The organism is Klebsiella sp. 141161, from assembly GCF_050600815.1.
Classification (GTDB): Bacteria; Pseudomonadota; Gammaproteobacteria; order Enterobacterales; family Enterobacteriaceae; genus Klebsiella; species Klebsiella aerogenes.
The window spans coordinates 562,872-583,113 of the sequence record NZ_JAQIRN010000003.1 but is presented as its reverse complement, the minus strand read 5'-3'; the positions used below and the strand labels follow the sequence as shown (position 1 = coordinate 583,113).

Here is a 20,242-nt window from a genome sequence, read left to right as displayed (position 1 = left end):
CCTTTCGAAAACGATTATCCGCCAATATACGACAGGTTCTGCGTAATACCGGTGTTGCCCTGGTGCAGGAAATGGGTCTGCTTTTTATGGGTTAAGGCTTCGGCTATCCGCGCTTCCAGCTCGGCCTGCTGCTCGTCCTCGGCCATCAGGTCGCGCAGGTCTACGCCGCCTTCGCCAAACAGACACAGGTGCAGCTTGCCAACGGATGAGACGCGAAGTCGGTTACAGGTGGCGCAGAAGTCTTTTTCATACGGCATGATCAAGCCGATTTCGCCGGCGTAATCCGGATGGCAAAAGACCTGTGCCGGGCCATCGCTTCGCTGACGGATCTGATGGATCCAGCCGCGACGCAGCAGTTCATCGCGCAGCACCATGCCGGAGATATGGTGGCGGCGGAACAGATCGCTGCCTTCGCCGGTTTCCATTAACTCAATAAAACGCAGTTGAATATGACGTGGTTTGATCCACGCGAGGAAGGTATCGAGCTGGTGATGGTTGACATCACGCATCAGCACGGTGTTGACCTTTACCTTTTCAAAGCCGGCGGCAAACGCAGCGTCAATGCCGTCCATCACCTGCTGGAACTTATCCTGCCCGGTGATGGCATGGAACTGGCGAGCGTCGAGGCTATCAACGCTGACGTTAATCGCCGTCAGCCCGGCATCGCGCCAGCGTTGGACATCGCGCGCCAGACGATAACCGTTGGTGGTCACCGCAATCTGACGAATCGCGCTGTTTTCACGCACGGCGGCAATAATCTCGGTAAAGTCGCGACGTAAAGAGGGTTCGCCGCCGGTGAGGCGGACTTTTTCCGTGCCCAGGGCGGAAAATGCGCGCGTGACGCGTCGCACTTCGTCTACGCTAAGAAAGCCCTTGTTGGTCACGGCGCCGGGCTTGTAGCCGTCCGGCAGACAGTAGGTGCAACGAAAGTTACACACGTCGGTAATCGACAGGCGCAAGTAATAAAACTTACGCGCAAATGCATCAGTAAGCTGTGAGGCCATATACACCTTTCCAAGTACGGGAGGCGTGGTCATTTCTTTCCACGCCCTGGCGACAGCGCGGCTGCCGCGGCCAGAGCACCATATCTTGCGACACAGGTACTAAGGCTAGAGTGTTAGTGGGTTATGCCGATAGTAGCGCTTTCACGATGGTTTCGCCATTTTCATTTTCGCTATATAATCATCTATACATCGCTAATATCTTGCATTTTCAGTACAGAATAGCCAAAAATCACACTTTAACATTGATATCGGTCAGTTTGAGGGAAACCGGCCATTATCTTTTAGGGGTAGATCGGATACGCTAAACCCGAACATTGAACAGAAGGAATTCGTATGCGCAATCGCACTTTCGCCGATCTGGACCGCGTTGTCGCTCTTGGCGGGGGCCACGGTCTGGGGCGGGTGATGTCGTCGCTCTCGTCGCTCGGCTCACGCCTGACCGGCATCGTGACCACCACCGATAACGGCGGATCAACGGGGCGAATTCGCCGCTCGGAAGGTGGGATCGCCTGGGGTGATATGCGCAACTGCATTAATCAATTAATCGCCGAACCCAGCGTCGCTTCCGCGATGTTTGAATATCGTTTTGGCGGTAATGGCGAGCTTTCCGGACATAACCTCGGAAATTTGATGTTAAAGGCGCTGGATCACCTGAGTGTACGGCCTTTAGAGGCCATCAATTTGATCAGAAATCTGCTTAAAGTAGATGCTTTCCTGATTCCGATGTCGGAACAACCGGTCGATCTGGTGGCGCTCGATCATGAAGGCCATGAAGTGTATGGCGAAGTGAATATCGATCAGTTGGATCACGTTCCTCAGGAACTGATGCTCAGCCCACCGGTGCCGGCGACTCGCGAAGCGGTTGAGGCCATCGCCGAGGCCGATCTGATCCTGATTGGGCCAGGGAGCTTCTACACCAGCCTGCTGCCGATTTTACTGCTCGACGAAATGGCCCAGGCGCTGCGGCGGACCCCGGCGCCCATGGTGTTTATCGATAACCTGGGCAAGGAACATAGCCCAGCCGCCAATCTGACGCTGGCGGACAGAATGACTATTCTGGAACATTACGTCGGCAAAAAAGTGATTGATGCCGCCATCGTCGGGCCGAAAGCCGATGTTAAGGGTATGGAAGAACGACTGGTGATTCAGACCGCGCTGGACGCCAGCGATGTCACCTATCGTCATGACCGCGTGCTGCTGCGCCAGGCGCTGGAACACGCTATTCAGGCATTAGGTTAATCCTCAACCGGCCCCCTTTTAAACAAGATGACGCCTCAGATTAAAATCTTAAGGTTGTCTTAAAATAACGCTGTCAACATAACGAGCATCTCCTACTACGGGTATTCGTTATGTCGTTTATTTCTTTACGTCGGCCGGTACTCGGCCGCACGGCTTATTTGATTCTCTTTGCTTGCTATATCGGTATCTTTCTTAACCTGGCCTTTTATCGCCAGGTTTTCCCGCTACTGCCGGTAAACAATCTCCATAACTGGCTGGTTTTCCTCAGCATGCCGATCGTGGCAATTTGCGTGATGAACATCATCACCACCCTCGCCTCGTTCTTAAAACTCGACCGGGTGGTCATCAGCCTGTTTATTCTGCTGAGCGCCTCGGCGCAGTACTTTATCTGGACCTTCGGCGTGGTGATTGACCGTTCGATGATCGCTAATATCTTCGATACGACGCCTGCGGAAAGTTTTGCCCTGCTGTCGACGAAAATGGTCATCGTGCTGGGTCTCTCCGGGATATTGATGGTTCTGGTCGCCTGGTGGATTAAAATTCGCAAACCGGCCTCTTTCTGGCGCGGCGCGGCGATGCGCCTGCTCAATATCGCCGTTTCAGCGCTGCTCATTGTGCTGGTGGCGGCGCTGTTCTACAAAGATTACGCGTCGGTATTCCGTAACAATAAAGAGCTGGTGAAATCATTGAGTCCATCCAACAGCATTGTGGCGCTGAACTCATGGTATGCGCATAATCGGATGGACAACCTGCCGCTGGTGAAGATTGGCGAAGATGCCAAACAGAAAGCGGTGATGCATAACGGCGCGCGTAAAAATCTGACCATCGTGGTGCTTGGAGAAACCTCACGCGCCGAGAATTTTTCGCTGGGCGGCTACGATCGCGAAACTAACCCGCGCCTGAAGCAGGACGACGTGGTGTACTTCCCGAAAACCACCTCCTGCGGCACCGCAACCGCGGTTTCCGTCCCCTGCATGTTCTCCAATATGCCGCGCGCGCATTACGATGAAGAACTGGCGCACCATCAGGAAGGCGTTCTGGATATTCTGCAACGCGCCGGTGTGCAGGTGCTGTGGAACGACAACGATGGCGGCTGTAAAGGCGCCTGCGACCGCGTGCCGCACCAAAACGTCACCAACCTGAACCTCAGCGGCCAGTGCATTGATGGCGAGTGCTACGATGACGTGCTGTTCCATAATCTGGATAGCTATATCGATAATTTACAGCAGGATGGCATTATCGTTCTGCACACCATTGGTAGCCATGGCCCAACCTACTACAACCGCTATCCGGCTGAATTCAAAAAATTCACTCCGACATGCGATACCAATGAAATCCAAAGTTGTACGCAACAACAGTTGACCAATACCTACGACAACACCATTTTGTATGTCGACTATGTAGTTGATAAAGCGATAAAATTGCTGCAATCAAAACAGGATAAATTTACCACCAGTCTGGTGTATTTGTCTGACCACGGCGAATCGCTGGGTGAAGACGGCGTGTATTTACATGGTCTGCCGTACTCCATAGCGCCGGACACGCAAAAACACGTGCCGATGCTGCTGTGGCTGTCGCCGGATTATCAGCAACGCTATGGCGTATCCAGCCAGTGTTTGCAACAACAGGCTAAGACGAACGATTATTCTCAAGATAATCTGTTCTCTACCCTGCTTGGCCTGCTCGGGGTAGACACCCGCGAGTATCAGGCAAAAGACGACCTTTTAACGCCATGTAGAGAGACCGGCAGATGAAAATCTTAGTCATTGAAGACGATGCGCTCCTGTTACAAGGGTTAATCCTGGCCATGCAAAGCGAAGGCTACGTCTGCGATGGCGTCGCCACCGCGCACGAAGCCGCGCTGTCGTTAGCCAGCAACCATTACAGTCTGGTGGTGCTCGACCTGGGCCTGCCGGATGAAGACGGTCTGCATTTCCTGGCGCGTATGCGCCGGGAGAAATTCACCCAGCCGGTGCTCATCCTCACCGCTCGCGATACCGTGGGCGACCGCATCAGCGGGCTGGATACCGGCGCTGACGATTACCTGGTGAAACCTTTCGCGCTTGAAGAGCTCAACGCCCGTATTCGCGCGCTGCTGCGTCGCCATAATAATCAGGGCGATAATGAGCTGACCGTCGGCAACCTGCGCCTTAATGTTACCCGCCGTCAGGTGTGGCTGGCCGGCGAATCGCTGGAGCTGACGCCAAAAGAGTATGCCCTGCTCTCGCGCCTGATGATGAAGGCCGGCAGCCCGGTGCATCGCGAAATTCTCTACAATGATATCTACAGCTGGGATAACGAACCGGCCACCAATACCCTCGAAGTGCATATCCATAATCTGCGCGACAAGATTGGTAAAGCGCGGATCCGCACCGTCCGCGGCTTTGGTTACATGCTGGTGAATAATACGGAGTCAGAATAACGCTATGGCACTGTTTGCGACCGAAACCTGGACCATGCGCCACCGCCTGCTGCTGACCATCGGCGCGATTCTGGTGGTCTGCCAGCTGATCAGCGTATTTTGGCTATGGCATGAAAGCAAAGAGCAAATCCAGCTGCTGGTTGCCAGCGCCATTGAGGGTCATAACAATCAAAGGCACGTCGAGCATGAGGTACGCGAGGCGGTCGCCAGCCTGCTGGTGCCCAGCCTGCTGATCATCGGTCTGGCGCTGTATATCAGCCTGGTGGCGGTGAAGAAAATCACCCGTCCGCTATCAAATCTGCAGAGCGAGCTGGAAAGCCGGACGCCGGATAATCTGCAACCCATTATTCTGCAGGAGTCGGTGCCGGAAGTAACCGCAGTAACCATGGCGATTAACCAACTGGTGTCGCGGCTGACCCTGACGCTCGATCGCGAGCGTCTGTTTACCGCCGACGTCGCCCACGAACTTCGTACCCCTCTTGCCGGGCTGCGCCTGCATCTGGAACTGCTGGCGAAGGTTCACGGCGTCAGCGTTGATCCGTTAATTCAACGCCTCGATCAGATGACCAACAGCATTTCGCAGCTGCTACAACTGGCGCGCGTCGGGCAGTCGTTTTCCGCCGGGAGTTACCAGCAGGTGCATTTGCACGAAGATGTGGTGGAGCCTCTGCAGGATGAGCTGAAAACAATGCTCGAAGCGCGCCAGCAGACGCTGGAGATAGAAAGCGGCGCCGGCGAGGATCTCATTTCCGGGGATGCGACGTTAGCGCGGGTGATTTTACGCAATCTGGTGGAGAATGCGCACCGCTATAGCCCCGTGGGGTCGAAGATTAAGATTTCGGTAAAACCGGGAAATACGCCGATTCTGGCAGTTGAAGATGAAGGGCCGGGCATTGATGAGGCCAAGAGCGGCGAACTGAGTAAAGCGTTTGTCCGTATGGATAGCCGCTATGGTGGAATAGGCCTCGGTTTAAGCATTGTCACCCGCATCGCTCAACTGCACGATGCGCAATTCTTTTTACATAACCGTCAACCCGGACCGGGCGTCCGCGCCTGGGTGCTGTTCCCACGCAGTTCGCGTCAAAAGGTTAATACCCATTGATGTAAGAAGGCGACCACTATCACAAAGGCGGTCGCAATGGCCAGATATTCACGGTTGGTCAGTTTTTGCATGGCGCTATCCTCATTAAACTGAGGATAGTTTGGCTGAAGAAAATTAAGCCAACATTAAGATCCTAAGAAAATAGCGTGACGGCAATTGCAAATTACGCATTGCCGTCATTTTTTAACCGTTCCCCGTATCGCCCTCACGATGCCGCAATAAACAGTTCGCGTAGCTGATGCAATTGATCGCGAATCTGTGCCGCTTCCTCAAACTCAAGGTTCTGCGCGTGCTGCATCATTTGCCCTTCCAGCTCGTGGATCTTCTGCTGCAGCGCTTTCGGCGTCAGTTCGACGCTATCGGCTTCCACCGGAGAACGGGCTTTGCCGCGGCCTTTGGTTTTGGTCTTCGCGATGTTCTGACCCAGCGCCAGAATATCGACCACTTTCTTATTCAGCCCCTGCGGCACAATACCGTGCTCTTCGTTATAACGCTGCTGCTTCTCGCGGCGGCGTTCGGTTTCACCGATCGCCTTCGCCATCGATGGCGTAATTTTATCACCGTAAAGGATCGCCTTGCCGTTCACGTTACGCGCCGCGCGGCCGATGGTCTGGATAAGCGATCTCTCGGAACGCAGGAAACCCTCTTTATCGGCATCAAGTATCGCCACCAGCGAGACTTCCGGCATATCCAGCCCTTCACGCAGCAGGTTGATACCCACCAGCACGTCGAACTCGCCAAGACGCAAATCGCGAATAATTTCCATGCGCTCGACGGTATCGATATCTGAGTGCAGATAGCGCACCCGCTCGCCGTGCTCTTCCAGATATTCGGTTAAATCTTCCGCCATGCGTTTGGTCAGCGTCGTCACCAGTACGCGCTCATTAATCGCCGCACGGGTACGGATTTCAGATAACAGATCGTCGACCTGCGTCGCCACCGGCCGCACCTCGATGACCGGATCCAACAGCCCGGTTGGGCGGACGACCTGATCTACCACCTCATCGCCGGATTTTTCCAGCTCATAGGCGCCCGGCGTCGCCGAAACGTAGATAGTCTGCGGCGCCAGCGCTTCAAACTCTTCGAACTTCATCGGCCGGTTATCCAGCGCCGACGGCAGGCGGAAGCCATATTCCACCAGCGTCTCTTTACGCGCCCGGTCGCCGCGGTACATACCGCCGATTTGCGGGATAGTCACGTGCGATTCATCGATAACCAGCAGACCATCCGCCGGCAGGTAGTCGAACAGCGTCGGCGGCGGCTCGCCCGGCCCGCGCCCGGAGAGAAAGCGCGAGTAGTTCTCAATTCCCGAGCAGTATCCCAGCTCGTTCATCATTTCGAGATCGAACTGAGTGCGCTGGCTCAGCCGCTGCTCTTCAAGCAGTTTGTTGTTCGCCAGCAGTACCTTGCGGCGGTCAGCCAGCTCGTCTTTGATCTCTTCCATCGCCTGAACGATACGCTCACGCGGCGTAACGTAGTGGGTCTTCGGATAGATGGTATAGCGTGGAATGGACGATTCGACGTGGCCGGTCAGCGGATCAAACAGCGATAGCCGTTCGACCTCTTCGTCAAACAGTTCAATACGCAGCGCGATATCATCGGATTCCGCCGGGAAGACATCGATAACCTCGCCGCGCACGCGGAAAGTGCCGCGCTGGAAGGCCTGATCGTTGCGGGTGTATTGCAGTTCCGCCAGCCGACGCAGGATCGCCCGCTGGTCGATCAGCATGCCGGTGGTCAGATGCAGCATCATCTTCAGATACAGATCCGGATCGCCAAGACCGTAGATGGCGGAAACCGAAGCCACCACCACCACGTCGCGCCGTTCAAGCAGCGCTTTGGTGGCCGACAGACGCATCTGCTCAATGTGTTCGTTCACCGAGGCGTCTTTTTCGATAAAGGTATCCGAGCTCGGAACGTAGGCTTCAGGCTGGTAATAATCGTAGTAGGAGACAAAATACTCCACCGCATTCTCGGGAAAGAACTCTTTCATCTCGCCATACAGCTGCGCCGCCAGGGTTTTGTTCGGCGCCAGCACCATCGTCGGGCGCTGTAAATCAGCGATAACGTTGGCGATGGTGAAGGTTTTCCCCGAACCGGTTACCCCAAGCAGGGTCTGATGCGCAAGGCCATCTTCCAGCCCCTCTTCCAGGCGGCGGATGGCTTCGGGCTGATCGCCGGAAGGACGGAATGCGGAGTGCAGCTTGAACGGTTTGCTCATATTTCAGGACCTGAAGATGGGATTGGCCAGCAGGTGTTTAATTCTACCCTTCAGTTTGACTTTTGCCAATAAATAACACTGGATATAAAAACAGTACCGCATTATTGTATGGCGGTAAACGGACGCGTTGCACTCTGAGGGCGGGCGTAAAATGCGCGCTTTGCGGAATAATCCACCAGCCTGTGTGGTTATCCCCAGAAACATTTATCATTTAACATTTGTCAAGCAAGGTAATGAATCTTTTATGGCAGCCGGTGACACTTTTCTGACAGCCATTGCTTTTATTTAACTTGCTGAAATAAAACATAATTTACCAAAAGACGGGTTTCGCGCCAATTTGCTCGCAGGCCGCGTACTCTCTAGCTTACCGCAAGTTTTCTAACTCTAATACACAAGGTTATCCACAGGAATAGTGGATAACTGTCTGCAGGCCGCGAGGTCTGCCACCCGGCAGAAAAGTCTCATCGGACCAAAGCCCGCGGCTAAAAAAAATTATCGAATTTTTTTTGATATTTATCAGCTAAAGACGGCTGGATTTTTTGCGTTTCCTGGACCACATTTCATCGTCCTGTCAACAAAAAATAGAGCCGTCTCGCAGGCTTATGGGGGTTATTGCAGTGGACTCAGATCCAGGTACTGCGCGAGTTCCTTACGCTGCGATGCGTCGGCAAGCCAGGGAATTTCCCCCAGCAGCGGCGCTGGCAATACCCGCGTTAAGGTTTGCAGATATTCGCGATGGCGTTTACCCGGCGGCTGGATATCGTTGGCGATCCAGCCCACGAGCGGCAGCCCGGCTTCGCGTACCGCCTGGGCGGTGAGCATCGCGTGATTGATACAGCCGAGTTTGACGCCAACCACTAAAATCACCGGCAATTGCTCCTGCTGCGCCCAGTCGGCGAAGGTCAGGGTTTCCGAGAGCGGCGTAAACCAGCCGCCCGCCCCTTCCACCAGCACCCAGTCTGCCAGGCGCTCAAGTTCGCGCAAGCCGTTGGAAAGCGTCGTCGCGGCGATTGGTCGCCCTTCATCGGCGCTAATAATATGCGGCGAGGTCGGCTCGGCAAAGGTATAAGGGTTAACCTGTTCATAGCGCAGCGCCACCCGGCTATTGCGCTGCAGGGCCAGCGCATCTTCATTGCGTAACCCATTTGCGGTCATGTCGCTACCGGAAGCCACCGGCTTATAGCCTGCGGTGTTAAATCCCAGCTGATTCGCCGCCTGCAGCAGCGCGCTGCTGGCGACGGTTTTACCGACTTCAGTATCGGTTCCGGTGACGAAGAAACGTTTAGTCACGTTCAATGACTCCTGTAAAAAGATGATACGTCAGCGGGCACTGGCCCTGCTGTTGCGGCCAGGCAAGCTGCAGTTCGCGCAGCTTGCCGCGGCTAAGCGGCGCAGACGTCCGGCCCTGATGTAAGTGGGTTGCGCCAATGCCCTTTAGCGAGCGCATGGCGCTTAGCGCGTCGGCGAACGGTAAGCTAATCTGATGCACGACGCCTTCGGCGCGCAGGCCGCTCAGCGTCGCCCTTACCGCCCGTTCGCTAAGAAAACGGTTGGCATGGGGATGGTCGTCGACTGCCCGCCACGCATGATTGAGTTCCGGTAGCGATCCGGCGAGCAGCGTGGTGAACGCCACCCGTCCGCCGGGCCGCACCACCCGGCACAGTTCGCCGATTGCCGCGCTCAAATCGTCACACCACTGCACCGCCAGGTTGCTCCATGCCAGATCGAAGCAGGCATCCGGCAGCGGCAGCGCTTCGATATCGCCCTGCAGATAATGCTGCGCGGCGCCGTTGCGTTGCGCCTGCGCCAACATCCCGGCGGAAAGATCCAGCGCGGTAACTTCGCTTCCTGCTTCGCGCCAGTAACGGCTCATGCTGCCAGGGCCGCAACCGGCGTCCAGCACCTGGGGGAAATCACCTTTCGCCAACTGGCGCAGTAGCAATTCGGCGCTGCGGCGCTGCAGCTCATCATGTTGCGTATAGCCGCTGGCCGCCCGACCAAACGCCGCGGCCACCGCCTGCTTATTCACCGTAGCCATGCAGCACCTCCAGTAAACGCGCAATGTCTTCAGCCTGATGAGCGGCGGTCAAAGTGAGGCGCAGACGCGCGCCGCCGACGGGAACCGTCGGCGGACGAATGGCGGTAGCCCAACAGCCGGCCTCGCGTAGGCTGGATGCCAGAGCCAGCGCTCGCGCGTTATCGCCGACGATCAACGGCTGAATCGCGCTCCGGGAATCGGTCAGGCCCAGCGAAACATCGCCCATTCCTGCGCGGAACTGACGGATGCGGGCGCTCAAGATTTCCCGCCGCTGCTGGCCCTCATCGCTACGAATGATCCGCAACGCCGCGCTTAACGCTACCGCCTGCGCCGGCGGCATCGCGGTGCTGTAGATGAGATGACGGGCAAACTGCAGCAGATAATCGGCCATCGATTCACTGCACAGTACCGCCGCGCCGCTCACCCCAAACGCCTTGCCGAAGGTGACCACCAGCAGCTCCGGACGAACCGCCTGCGTATGACAGCTTCCTCGCCCTTCATCGCCAATCGCCCCGATTCCATGCGCATCATCAACCAGAAATAATGCTCCGGCGCTGCGGGCTGCCGCCTGAATATCAGCGAGCGGCGCGCTGTCGCCGTCCATGCTGAAAATCCCTTCGGTAACGACTAACTGCTGGCCGTCCAGCGGTTTCGCCAGCAATTGAGCAAGCTGTTGCGGGTCATTGTGAATAAAGCGGCGCAGCTGCGCCGGACTGAGGCTTGCCGCTTCCAGCAGGGAGGCATGGCTCAGGCGATCGGCCACAATCCGATCGTCTTTTTCCGCAAGCGCAGCAATCAACGCCTGATTCGCGGCAAAGCCGGAGATAAACAGCAACGCGCGCGGGTAGCCCAGCCAGTCGGCAAGTTCTTCTTCCAGCTCGCGATGTGCCTGACTATAGCCGCTAACGTGACCCGATCCGCCAGAACCGACGCCATAACGTTCCGCCCCCTGCTGCCAGGCGGCGATAATCGCATCATGCTGGCTCAGGCCCAGGTAGTCATTACTGGAGAAGTTGAGCCAGCGCTCCCCTTCTCGCTCCAGCCAGCGTCCGGCGCCGTGGCTTACCGGCAGGCGGCGGCGGAAAGCATCCGCCGCCCGCCGTTCGTCCAGCGCCCGATCGATTCGTTGCTGCCAGCTCATAGCGCCGCCGCGTTGTAGTATTCCTCAGTGTCTGGGGTGAGTAAGGCCTGCTCCAGGCGCTGCTGCTGCTCATTATCACCTTCCAGTACCGCCGTCTGCTGCGGATTGATCCCCAGCTTGCGGAACAGCTGCAGGTCTTTATCTTCTTCCGGGTTAGGCGTCGTCAGCAGCTTGCAGCCATAGAAAATCGAGTTAGCCCCGGCCATAAAGCACATCGCCTGGGTCTGCTCGTTCATCTGCTCGCGCCCGGCGGACAGGCGCACGTAGGAGGTTGGCATCATGATGCGCGCAATGGCGATCGTGCGGATGAAATCGAAGGCGTCGACATCGTCGTTATCCGCCAGCGGCGTACCCTTAACCTTCACCAGCATATTGATTGGCACGCTTTCCGGCGGCGTTGGCAGATTAGCCAACTGCAGCAGCAGCCCGGCGCGATCTTTCACGGTTTCCCCCAACCCGACAATGCCGCCGGAGCACACTTTAATCCCGGCATCGCGTACCTTATCCAGCGTATCCAGACGTTCCTGATAGGTACGGGTGGTGATGATGTTGCCGTAAAATTCCGGTGAGGTGTCGAGGTTATGGTTGTAGTAATCAAGCCCCGCGCCGGCCAGGCGCTGTGCCTGACTATCGGTAAGGGTACCGAGCGTCATGCACGACTCTAGCCCAAGCGCCTTCACGCCTTTGACCATCTGCTCCAGATACGGCATATCGCGGTCATTGGGATTCTTCCACGCCGCGCCCATGCAGAAGCGGGTCGAGCCGGCGTTTTTCGCCTGACGCGCTGATTCCAGCACCTGCTCGACTTCCATCAGGCGCTCGGATTCAAGACCGGTTTTGTAGCGTGCGCTTTGCGGGCAATATTTACAGTCTTCCGGACAAGCGCCGGTTTTAATCGACAGCAACGTACTGACCTGCACCTGACGCGGGTCAAAATGCTGACGGTGGATTTGCTGCGCTTCAAAGAGCAGATCGATGAGTGGTTTATTAAATAACTCAGTAACTTGCGACATTGTCCAGCGTGCGTGGTGAGCCATTGGCCTCTCCAAAAAGGTTTTGTTAATTTGCGGTTCGGTTTATACTCGTAAACCTAAATGTTTTCAAAATGGTTTACAAGTCGCTTATGACACTGGACGATCTGGCTTTCGATCGGCGCCACATCTGGCACCCCTACACCTCTATGACTTCCCCCCTGCCGGTCTACCCGGTGGTTTCCGCCCACGGTTGCGAGCTGTCCCTCGCCGGCGGCGAACAGCTGATTGATGGCATGTCATCCTGGTGGGCGGCGATCCACGGCTACAATCACCCGCGCCTGAATGCGGCGATGAAAGCGCAGATCGACCAGATGTCGCACGTGATGTTCGGCGGGATCACCCATCCGTCGGCGGTGGCGCTATGTCGCCAACTGGTGGCGATGACGCCGGAATCGCTGGAGTGCGTTTTCCTCGCCGATTCCGGTTCGGTGGCGGTAGAAGTGGCGATGAAAATGGCGCTGCAGTACTGGCAGGCTAAAGGCCAACCGCGCCGTCGTTTCCTGACCTTCCGCAACGGCTATCACGGTGACACCTTCGGCGCGATGTCGGTCTGCGATCCGCAGAACTCGATGCACAGCCTGTGGCAGGGCTACCTGCCGGATAACCTGTTTGCCCCCGCGCCGCAAAGCCGCTTCGATGGCGAGTGGGATGAGATGGATATGGTGCCGTTTGCCCGCCTGATGGCCGCGCATCGCCACGAAATCGCCGCGGTGATCCTCGAACCGATAGTCCAGGGCGCCGGCGGGATGCGCATGTACCACCCGGAGTGGTTGAAGCGAGTGCGTAAAATGTGCGACCGGGAAGGGATTTTGCTGATCGCCGATGAGATTGCCACCGGCTTTGGCCGTACCGGCAAACTGTTCGCCTGTGAACACGCTGGCATTTCCGCCGATATTTTGTGCCTGGGTAAAGCGCTGACCGGCGGTACCATGACCCTTTCCGCCGCTATAACCACCCGAACGGTAGCTGAAACCATCAGCGATGGTGAAGCCGGCTGCTTTATGCACGGCCCCACCTTTATGGGCAATCCGCTGGCCTGTGCGGTGGCAAGCGAAAGCCTGCGCCTGCTGGAGAGCGGCGAATGGCAACAGCAGGTGGCGGCGATTGAAGCCCAGCTGAAGGCCGAGCTGGCTCCGGCACGAGAGTCAGAATGGGTCGCCGACGTGCGCGTACTGGGCGCGATTGGCGTGGTTGAAACCCGGCATCCGGTCAACATGGCCGCTCTGCAGCGCTTTTTCGTTGAACAAGGGGTGTGGATCCGCCCGTTTGGCCGGCTGATTTACCTGATGCCGCCGTATGTCATCAGCCCACAACAGCTGACTCGCCTGACCCGTGCGGTCAACGCGGCGGCACGGGAAGAAACATTTTTTAGCGAATAAACAGCGGAATTGCGCCGTCGGGAAGGCTACACTTCTTTGTTAATCAGCGCATTATCAACGAGGATGAAGCATGAAACTGACCAGTCACGATCTGCAAGACGGCGGCAAGCTGCCTAATCGTCACGTATTCAACGGTATGGGGTACGATGGCGATAATCTTTCGCCGCATCTGATGTGGGACGACGTTCCCGCAGGAACCAAAAGCTTTGTCGTCACCTGCTACGACCCGGATGCGCCGACCGGTTCCGGCTGGTGGCACTGGGTGGTAGCCAACCTGCCTGCCGATACTCGGGTTTTGCCGCAGGGGGCCGGTTCCGGTCAGGCGGAGCTACCGGAACCGGCCATTCAGACCCGCACCGATTTTGGTAAGGCAGGCTACGGCGGCGCCGCGCCGCCGAAGGGTGAAACCCACCGCTACATTTTTACCGTGCACGCGCTGGATATCGATAAGATTGATGTCGATGCCGAGGCGAGCGGCGCGATGGTCGGCTTTAATGTCCATTTCCATTCGCTCGCCAGCGCTTCCATCACCGCCCTGTTCTGTTAATTATCCCCCCGGATAGCGGCTTGCGCCTTATCCGGGCTACTCGCGGCACCGGTATATTGTCGGGTGGCGCTGCGCTTACCCGACCTACGGTCCGTGCGGCCTGCCTTTAATTTATTCACCATGCTTGCTGAAACTGCCGTTGTTGGCGGCCTCAAAATCGCTGAGACGTTCCCGGAAGGCCGGGGCAGCCCGCATGGATGCGGGCTGAGGGCCGTGTTTTGCAAGGACGCTGCCTCGGCCCGACCCGAAGCCTGCAGGGATAAGTCGAAGGTACCACGAAGTGGCGATTTTGGCGGCCAGAGCCCGGGGGTACAGGGGGCGGCGGCGACTGGCCGCCCCCTGTGCGCTCCCTGCGCCATGAGGGACATAACGCAGAAGAAATATTGGGAGCGCAATGTGTCGGAATTAACACAAAGCACATGTTTTCCCCGACCAAAACCGTTGCAAACCGATAACAGTATCTACGGTCCAAACGTAGCCCCGGTAAGCGCAGCGCCACCGGGGAGATTGACCTTACTGTTCAGTGGCTACCTGCAGCGCGGTTTTACGCACGCGTGCGTACCACACCACCGTCAGCAGCCCCAGCCAGACCAGCCCGGCTAACAGCGCCACGCGCGTCTCTTCCACCATTCCCAGCACGGCGATCACCAGCCCCATAAACAGTAGCGTCAACAGCGGGCCAACCGGCCAGAAGGGGATCGGGAATTCGATCTTACTACGCTCTTCGGCCGACAAACCGCGGCGCATTGAGAAATGAGAGAGCAGGATCATCAGCCACACCCAGACGGTGGCGAACGCCGCCAGCGAGGCAATCAGGACAAATACCTGTTCCGGCATCAGATAGTTAAGCACCACCGCCACCAGCAGCGCCACGCCCATCACCACGACCGTCATCCAGGGTACGCCGTTGTTGGCGATCCGCTGGAAGCACTTCGGCGCCAGCCCCTCTTTCGACATACCGTACATCATGCGCCCGGCGCCAAAAATATCGCTGTTAATCGCCGAGATACTGGCGCTAATCACGATGATATTCAGCACGGTCGCCGCCGCCGGGATCCCGAGGCCATCGAAGATCAGCACAAACGGGCTGCCCTGCTCGCCAAAACTATTCCACGGGAATATCGCCATCAGCACCGCCAGGGTGCAGACGTAAAACAGGATAATACGCAGCGGAATGGTGTTGATGGCCTGTGGGATAACCTTCTTCGGGTTCTGCGCTTCCGCCGCGGTGACGCCGATAATTTCCACACCGCCGAAAGCGAACATCACGATGCCAAGCGAGGCGATGATCCCCTGCCAGCCATTTGGCGCAAAGCCGCCATGGCTCCACAGATTTTCCAGCCCGGTGGCCGGGAAACTATGGCCAAAGCCAAAGAAGATGATCCCCGCGCCCGCCGCCATCATGGCGATAATCGCCACCACTTTAATCAGCGACAGCCAGAACTCCATCTCGCCGAACACCCGTACGTTGCACAGGTTCATCGCGCCAATAAAGAAGATGATACTAAGGATCCAGATCCAGCGCGGCACATCGGGATACCACAACCCCATATAGATACCGAACGCGGTGACGTCGGCCAGCGCCACGATCACCATTTCAAAGGTGTAGGTCCAGCCGGTAATAAATCCGGCCAGCGGCCCGAGATACTGGCGAGCGTAGCTGCCGAAGGAGCCGGAAACCGGATTGCGCACCGCCATTTCACCCAGCGCGCGCATGACCATAAAGACCGCCGCGCCGCCGATCAGATAGGCCAGCAGTACCGCCGGCCCCGCCGCCTTAATGGCGGAGGCCGAACCGTAGAATAGCCCGGTGCCGATAGCGGAACCGAGCGCAATAAAACGAATGTGTCGGGCATTCAGCCCGCGCAGCAGATGCGGTTTGTGTTGTTGTTGCATATACAGGTGTCCTGGTTTTTTTATATGACGACAAATATGCGATGTAGGACGGCCGGGGGGATGACATCCCCCCGACGCGGGTACAGAGAACAACGGTGATTAATTCAGGCCAGGCAATACGGCAGGCAGCAGACGCGTCAGGTGACGTGCGGCCAAAAGCTCGGTGGCATTTTCAATATCAGGAGCGAAGAAACGGTCTTGGGTATAGTGCGGCACGCGTTCGCGCAGCAGATGACGCGCCTCTTCCAGCAACGGACTGGTGGTCAGCCCTTCGCGCATATCCAGCCCCTGCGCCGCCGCCAGCCACTCGACGGCCAGCACCCCACGGGTGTTTTCCGCCATCGCCCACAGGCGACGACCGGCAGCCGGCGCCATGGAAACATGGTCTTCCTGGTTCGCGGAAGTTGGCAGGCTGTCAACGCTATGCGGGTGCGACAGCGCTTTGTTTTCACTGGCTAAAGCCGCCGCCGTGACCTGAGCAATCATAAAGCCGGAGTTGACGCCGCCATTTTTCACGAGGAATGGCGGCAGCTGCGACATATGGCTGTCCATCATCAGCGCGATACGACGCTCGGAGAGCGAGCCGATTTCCGCGATCGCCAGCGCGATATTATCCGCCGCCATCGCTACCGGTTCGGCATGGAAGTTACCGCCGGAGATGACGTCATTTTCAGCGGCAAAGACCAGCGGGTTATCGGAGACCGCATTCGCTTCGGCTAACAGTACTTCCGCCGCCTGGCGGATCTGCGTCAGGCAGGCGCCCATCACCTGCGGCTGACAGCGCAGAGAGTACGGATCCTGTACCTTGGCGCAGTTATGGTGCGACTGCGAAATCGCGCTGTCATCGGTCAACAGGTGGCGATACAGCGCCGCCGCATCAATCTGGCCACGCTGGCCGCGTACCTCATGAATACGCGCATCGAACGGACGACGCGAGCCCAGCGCCGCTTCGGTGGTTAACGCCCCGCAAACGACCGCGGAGGCGAACAGATCCTCGGCTTCGAACAGGCCGCGCAGCGCAAAGGCCGTCGACGCCTGGGTGCCGTTCAGCAGCGCCAGACCTTCTTTCGCCGCCAGGGTAATCGGCTCCAGCCCCGCCTGACGTAACGCTTCCGTCGCCGGCAGCCATTCGCCGCCGCGTACCCGCGCTTTGCCTTCGCCAAGCAGCGTCAGCGACATATGCGCCAGCGGCGCGAGGTCGCCGGAGGCGCCGACGGAACCTTTCGCCGGGATCCACGGCGTCACGCCGGCATTGACCAGGCCAATCAGCGCCTGGATCACGCTCAGGCGGATCCCGGAGAAGCCGCGAGACAGGCTGTTAATCTTCAGCACCATAATCAGGCGCGCCAGATCATCGTCCAGCGGCTCGCCAACGCCCGCCGCATGGGATAACACCAGTGAACGCTGCAGGTTCTCCAGATCTTCCGTCGAGATACGGGTCTGGGCCAGCAGGCCAAAACCGGTGTTAATACCGTAGGCGGTCCGCCCTTCGGCAAGGATGGCGTTGACGCAGGCCACGCTCTCATCGATTGCCGCAAACGCGCTGCTATCGAGGGTGATGTTCAGCGGGTGGCTGTAAACGTCGCGGAGCTGCGACAGGCTCAGTTGCCCCGGAATTAGCGTTAAAGATTTCATTTAGCGTTCCCCTGCGTTGCCGCAACCATCGGAAGATTCAGACCCTGTTCCGCCGCACATTCAATGGCGATATCGTAACCCGCATCGGCATGACGCATTACGCCGGTCGCCGGGTCATTATGCAGGACGCGAGCGATACGCGCCGCCGCTTCATCGGTACCATCACAGACGATAACCATCCCGGAGTGCTGCGAGAAGCCCATGCCTACGCCGCCGCCGTGGTGCAACGAGACCCAGGTCGCGCCGCTGGCGGTGTTAAGCAGTGCGTTGAGCAGCGGCCAGTCGGATACCGCATCCGAACCGTCGCGCATGGCTTCGGTTTCGCGGTTCGGGCTGGCGACGGAGCCGGAATCAAGGTGATCGCGGCCAATCACGATCGGCGCGGAGACTTCGCCGCTACGCACCATTTCGTTAAAGGCCAGCCCCAGCTTCTGCCGCCACTCCAGACCTACCCAGCAGATACGCGCCGGCAGTCCCTGGAAGCTAATGCGCTCGCGCGCCATATCCAGCCAGTGGTGCAGATGCTTATCATCTTTAATGATCTCTTTCACTTTCGCGTCGGTTTTGTAGATATCCTGCGGATCGCCGGACAGCGCTACCCAACGGAACGGGCCGATGCCGCGGCAGAACAGCGGGCGGATATACGCCGGCACGAAGCCCGGGAAATCGAAAGCGTTGCTGACGCCCATTTCCTGCGCCATCTGGCGGATGTTGTTGCCGTAGTCGAAGGTCGGTACGCCCATTTCATTAAAGGCCAGCATCGCCTGAACGTGGTCGGCCATCGAGCGTTTCGCCGCCAGAATAGTGCCTTGCGGATCGGATTCGGCTTTCTGCTGATACTCTTCCCAGCTCCAGCCTTTCGGCAGATAGCCGTGCAGCGGGTCGTGGGCGCTGGTCTGGTCGGTGACCATATCCGGGCGCACGCCGCGTTTCACCAGTTCCGGAACGATATCCGCGGCGTTGCCGCACAGCGCGATAGAGATAGCGCGGCCTTCGGCGGTATATTTTTTGATGCGCGCCAGGGCGTCATCCAGAGAAGTGGCCTGTTCATCCACGTAGCGGGTACGCAGACGGAAATCGATGCGGCTCTGCTGACATTCAATGTTCAGCGAGCAGGCGCCTGCCAGCGTCGCGGCCAGCGGCTGCGCGCCGCCCATGCCGCCCAGACCGGCGGTTAACACCCAGCGGCCTTTCAGGCTGCCCTGATAGTGCTGGCGACCGGCTTCGACGAAGGTTTCATAGGTGCCCTGTACGATGCCCTGGCTACCGATGTAGATCCAGCTGCCGGCGGTCATCTGGCCGTACATCGCCAGCCCTTTGGCATCCAGTTCGTTGAAGTGTTCCCAGGTAGCCCAGTGCGGAACCAGGTTGGAGTTAGCGATCAGCACGCGCGGCGAGTTTTCATGCGTTTTAAATACGCCGACCGGTTTACCGGACTGCACCAGCAGGGTCTCATCGCTTTCCAGGTTTTTCAGCGCCTTCACGATAGCGTCATAGCATTCCCAGTTGCGCGCAGCGCGACCAATACCGCCATAAACCACCAGCTCATGCGGGTTTTCGGCGACATCGGGATCGAGGTTATTCATTAACATACGCAGCGGCGCTTCGGTCAACCAGCTCTTGGCAGTCAGCGTCGTGCCTCTCGGGGCACGTACGTCCAGCTGGCGATATTTGCTTTGCGACATCGGGGTTTCTCCTGACAATTAACGTTGTGTACGTAGATACATATACTTGTCTATACAACTCTACGCAAGCCAGGATTTAACAGAAATGATACAATTTTGTTATATTGCGTCAGCAATCACGTTTTGCTGACGCCAGGGGAAATTACGAGCTGAAATGGCCCTGCAGACGGTAGCGTGCGCCGGGGAACAGCAGGCGAGCGTGTGAGACAATATGCGTCGTCGACCAGGTTCGGCGGCGAATAAGCAGACAGGGATCGTGCGGCATGATGCGCAGCAGCGCGCACTCTTCTGACGTTGCCTGCACCGCCTCGACAATATGTTCGCCTTCGGTTAACGGCGCGATGAGCGATAGATAATCATGCGGCGTGGTGGCGGTGTAATCCTGTAATAGATAGTCCGGCACCACCGCGGCATTGACGCAGCGATCTTCGATTTGTACCGGGACCTCGTTTTCAAAATGCACCATCAGCGAATGGAAGATACGCGTGCCTTCGGCGACGTTGAGCGCCTCCGCCTGGATAACATCCGCTTCGGTCTCCTCTAAAAGCAGCACGTCGCAGCGGTGCTGGTGACGGCGGGAGGCAATCTCATCGGCAATGCTGCGCACTTCAAACAGCGCAGACTGCCCTTTCGGCTCGGCGACGAAGGTACCGACGCCCTGTAGCCTCACCAGCAAGCCTTCATCCGTCAGCTCGCGCAGCGCGCGGTTGATGGTCATGCGGCTGAAGCCGAACTGGGCGACCAGTTCAGCCTCCGAGGGAATTCGGTCGTGCGGACGCCACTCGCCGCGGTGGATCTTTTCGCTGATCGCCTGCTTCACCTTTTCATAGAAAGGCGCGGGCGCGGAACGAGGTTGTTGTGCAAACATGGCCTGGCTTTCCTTATGCGTAATAAGCGGA

General features: G+C 57.7%; 16 protein-coding genes and 1 riboswitch. Of the genes, 6 read left to right on the top strand and 10 right to left on the bottom strand.

Annotated features, from left to right (window positions below; genetic code table 11):
* Window positions 1–14: 14 nt before the first annotated feature.
* On the bottom strand, window positions 15–1,004 hold the full coding sequence (gene moaA / locus PGR79_RS11125) for a GTP 3',8-cyclase MoaA (protein ID WP_271032222.1): 990 nt from the start codon (window positions 1,002–1,004) through the stop codon (window positions 15–17).
* A riboswitch (molybdenum cofactor riboswitch) is annotated at window positions 992–1,129 on the bottom strand. (Overlaps the previous gene by 13 nt.)
* Before the next feature lie 208 nt (window positions 1,130–1,337).
* Between moaA and yvcK the strand changes: the two genes are divergently transcribed.
* The 4 genes from yvcK (at window position 1,338) to pmrB (ending at window position 5,767) form a co-directional block, all read left to right on the top strand.
* Window positions 1,338–2,243: a uridine diphosphate-N-acetylglucosamine-binding protein YvcK gene (gene yvcK, locus PGR79_RS11120; protein ID WP_087860037.1), complete on the top strand. Its 906-nt coding sequence runs from the start codon at window positions 1,338–1,340 to the stop codon at window positions 2,241–2,243.
* Window positions 2,244–2,353: 110 nt separating this feature from the next.
* Window positions 2,354–3,997, top strand: coding sequence for a phosphoethanolamine transferase EptA (eptA, locus tag PGR79_RS11115; protein WP_213317777.1), 1,644 nt, complete (start codon window positions 2,354–2,356; stop codon window positions 3,995–3,997).
* The gene (gene pmrA / locus PGR79_RS11110) at window positions 3,994–4,665 is read left to right on the top strand and encodes a two-component system response regulator PmrA (protein WP_032705592.1); all 672 of its coding nucleotides are present in this window, start codon (window positions 3,994–3,996) and stop codon (window positions 4,663–4,665) included. Before eptA ends, pmrA begins: the two co-directional genes overlap by 4 nt.
* 4 nt (window positions 4,666–4,669) lie before the next feature.
* Window positions 4,670–5,767: a two-component system sensor histidine kinase PmrB gene (pmrB, locus tag PGR79_RS11105; protein WP_113373896.1), complete on the top strand. Its 1,098-nt coding sequence runs from the start codon at window positions 4,670–4,672 to the stop codon at window positions 5,765–5,767.
* A 205-nt stretch (window positions 5,768–5,972) separates the two neighbouring features.
* Here pmrB and uvrB read toward each other — a convergent pair whose 3' ends face one another.
* The 5 genes from uvrB to bioB form a co-directional block, all read right to left on the bottom strand.
* Window positions 5,973–7,988 carry an excinuclease ABC subunit UvrB gene (gene uvrB, locus PGR79_RS11100; RefSeq protein WP_087860040.1) on the bottom strand — a complete coding sequence of 672 codons (2,016 nt, stop codon included), beginning with the start codon at window positions 7,986–7,988 and terminating at the stop codon, window positions 5,973–5,975.
* A gap of 609 nt (window positions 7,989–8,597) precedes the next feature.
* Window positions 8,598–9,278 (bottom strand): dethiobiotin synthase, encoded by a 681-nt coding sequence (bioD, locus tag PGR79_RS11095; RefSeq protein ID WP_113373895.1) that lies wholly within the window; start codon window positions 9,276–9,278, stop codon window positions 8,598–8,600.
* Window positions 9,271–10,026 (bottom strand): malonyl-ACP O-methyltransferase BioC, encoded by a 756-nt coding sequence (gene bioC / locus PGR79_RS11090; RefSeq protein WP_430921666.1) that lies wholly within the window; start codon window positions 10,024–10,026, stop codon window positions 9,271–9,273. Before bioC ends, bioD begins: the two co-directional genes overlap by 8 nt.
* The gene (gene bioF / locus PGR79_RS11085; RefSeq protein WP_087860043.1) at window positions 10,010–11,167 is read right to left on the bottom strand and encodes an 8-amino-7-oxononanoate synthase; all 1,158 of its coding nucleotides are present in this window, start codon (window positions 11,165–11,167) and stop codon (window positions 10,010–10,012) included. The genes bioC and bioF overlap by 17 nt, the downstream gene beginning before the upstream one ends.
* Window positions 11,164–12,204, bottom strand: coding sequence for a biotin synthase BioB (gene bioB / locus PGR79_RS11080; RefSeq protein ID WP_008805734.1), 1,041 nt, complete (start codon window positions 12,202–12,204; stop codon window positions 11,164–11,166). Before bioB ends, bioF begins: the two co-directional genes overlap by 4 nt.
* An 86-nt stretch (window positions 12,205–12,290) precedes the next feature.
* Between bioB and bioA the strand changes: the two genes are divergently transcribed.
* Together bioA and PGR79_RS11070 are read left to right on the top strand one after the other, a co-directional pair.
* Complete coding sequence (bioA, locus tag PGR79_RS11075; protein ID WP_430921664.1) at window positions 12,291–13,580, top strand: adenosylmethionine--8-amino-7-oxononanoate transaminase; 1,290 nt, start codon at window positions 12,291–12,293, stop codon at window positions 13,578–13,580.
* Window positions 13,581–13,650: 70 nt separating this feature from the next.
* Window positions 13,651–14,127, top strand: coding sequence for a kinase inhibitor (locus tag PGR79_RS11070; protein ID WP_430921662.1), 477 nt, complete (start codon window positions 13,651–13,653; stop codon window positions 14,125–14,127).
* 513 nt (window positions 14,128–14,640) lie between these two features.
* On the opposite strand, the gene PGR79_RS11065 is transcribed toward PGR79_RS11070, so the two are convergent.
* The 4 genes from PGR79_RS11065 to PGR79_RS11050 form a co-directional block, all read right to left on the bottom strand.
* Window positions 14,641–16,023: an amino acid permease gene (locus PGR79_RS11065; RefSeq protein ID WP_430921660.1), complete on the bottom strand. Its 1,383-nt coding sequence runs from the start codon at window positions 16,021–16,023 to the stop codon at window positions 14,641–14,643.
* 99 nt (window positions 16,024–16,122) lie between these two features.
* Entirely contained in the window at window positions 16,123–17,658 is a 1,536-nt protein-coding gene (gene hutH / locus PGR79_RS11060; RefSeq protein ID WP_015367622.1) for a histidine ammonia-lyase, read from the bottom strand.
* On the bottom strand, window positions 17,655–19,343 hold the full coding sequence (hutU, locus tag PGR79_RS11055; protein WP_015367623.1) for a urocanate hydratase: 1,689 nt from the start codon (window positions 19,341–19,343) through the stop codon (window positions 17,655–17,657). Before hutU ends, hutH begins: the two co-directional genes overlap by 4 nt.
* 142 nt (window positions 19,344–19,485) lie before the next feature.
* Window positions 19,486–20,211 carry a histidine utilization repressor gene (locus PGR79_RS11050; RefSeq protein ID WP_087860047.1) on the bottom strand — a complete coding sequence of 242 codons (726 nt, stop codon included), beginning with the start codon at window positions 20,209–20,211 and terminating at the stop codon, window positions 19,486–19,488.
* Window positions 20,212–20,242: the final 31 nt, after the last annotated feature.

Excerpts from the sequence above, each read along its gene's own strand:
- moaA (WP_271032222.1), bottom strand. The coding sequence starts at position 1,004 with ATGGCCTCACAGCTTACTGATGCATTTGCGCGTAAGTTTTATTACTTG.
- yvcK (WP_087860037.1), top strand. The coding sequence starts at position 1,338 with ATGCGCAATCGCACTTTCGCCGATCTGGACCGCGTTGTCGCTCTTGGC.
- eptA (WP_213317777.1), top strand. The coding sequence starts at position 2,354 with ATGTCGTTTATTTCTTTACGTCGGCCGGTACTCGGCCGCACGGCTTAT.
- pmrA (WP_032705592.1), top strand. The coding sequence starts at position 3,994 with ATGAAAATCTTAGTCATTGAAGACGATGCGCTCCTGTTACAAGGGTTA.
- pmrB (WP_113373896.1), top strand. The coding sequence starts at position 4,670 with ATGGCACTGTTTGCGACCGAAACCTGGACCATGCGCCACCGCCTGCTG.
- uvrB (WP_087860040.1), bottom strand. The coding sequence starts at position 7,988 with ATGAGCAAACCGTTCAAGCTGCACTCCGCATTCCGTCCTTCCGGCGAT.
- bioC (WP_430921666.1), bottom strand. The coding sequence starts at position 10,026 with ATGGCTACGGTGAATAAGCAGGCGGTGGCCGCGGCGTTTGGTCGGGCG.
- bioF (WP_087860043.1), bottom strand. The coding sequence starts at position 11,167 with ATGAGCTGGCAGCAACGAATCGATCGGGCGCTGGACGAACGGCGGGCG.
- bioB (WP_008805734.1), bottom strand. The coding sequence starts at position 12,204 with ATGGCTCACCACGCACGCTGGACAATGTCGCAAGTTACTGAGTTATTT.
- bioA (WP_430921664.1), top strand. The coding sequence starts at position 12,291 with ATGACACTGGACGATCTGGCTTTCGATCGGCGCCACATCTGGCACCCC.
- PGR79_RS11070 (WP_430921662.1), top strand. The coding sequence starts at position 13,651 with ATGAAACTGACCAGTCACGATCTGCAAGACGGCGGCAAGCTGCCTAAT.
- PGR79_RS11065 (WP_430921660.1), bottom strand. The coding sequence starts at position 16,023 with ATGCAACAACAACACAAACCGCATCTGCTGCGCGGGCTGAATGCCCGA.
- hutH (WP_015367622.1), bottom strand. The coding sequence starts at position 17,658 with ATGAAATCTTTAACGCTAATTCCGGGGCAACTGAGCCTGTCGCAGCTC.
- hutU (WP_015367623.1), bottom strand. The coding sequence starts at position 19,343 with ATGTCGCAAAGCAAATATCGCCAGCTGGACGTACGTGCCCCGAGAGGC.
- PGR79_RS11050 (WP_087860047.1), bottom strand. The coding sequence starts at position 20,211 with ATGTTTGCACAACAACCTCGTTCCGCGCCCGCGCCTTTCTATGAAAAG.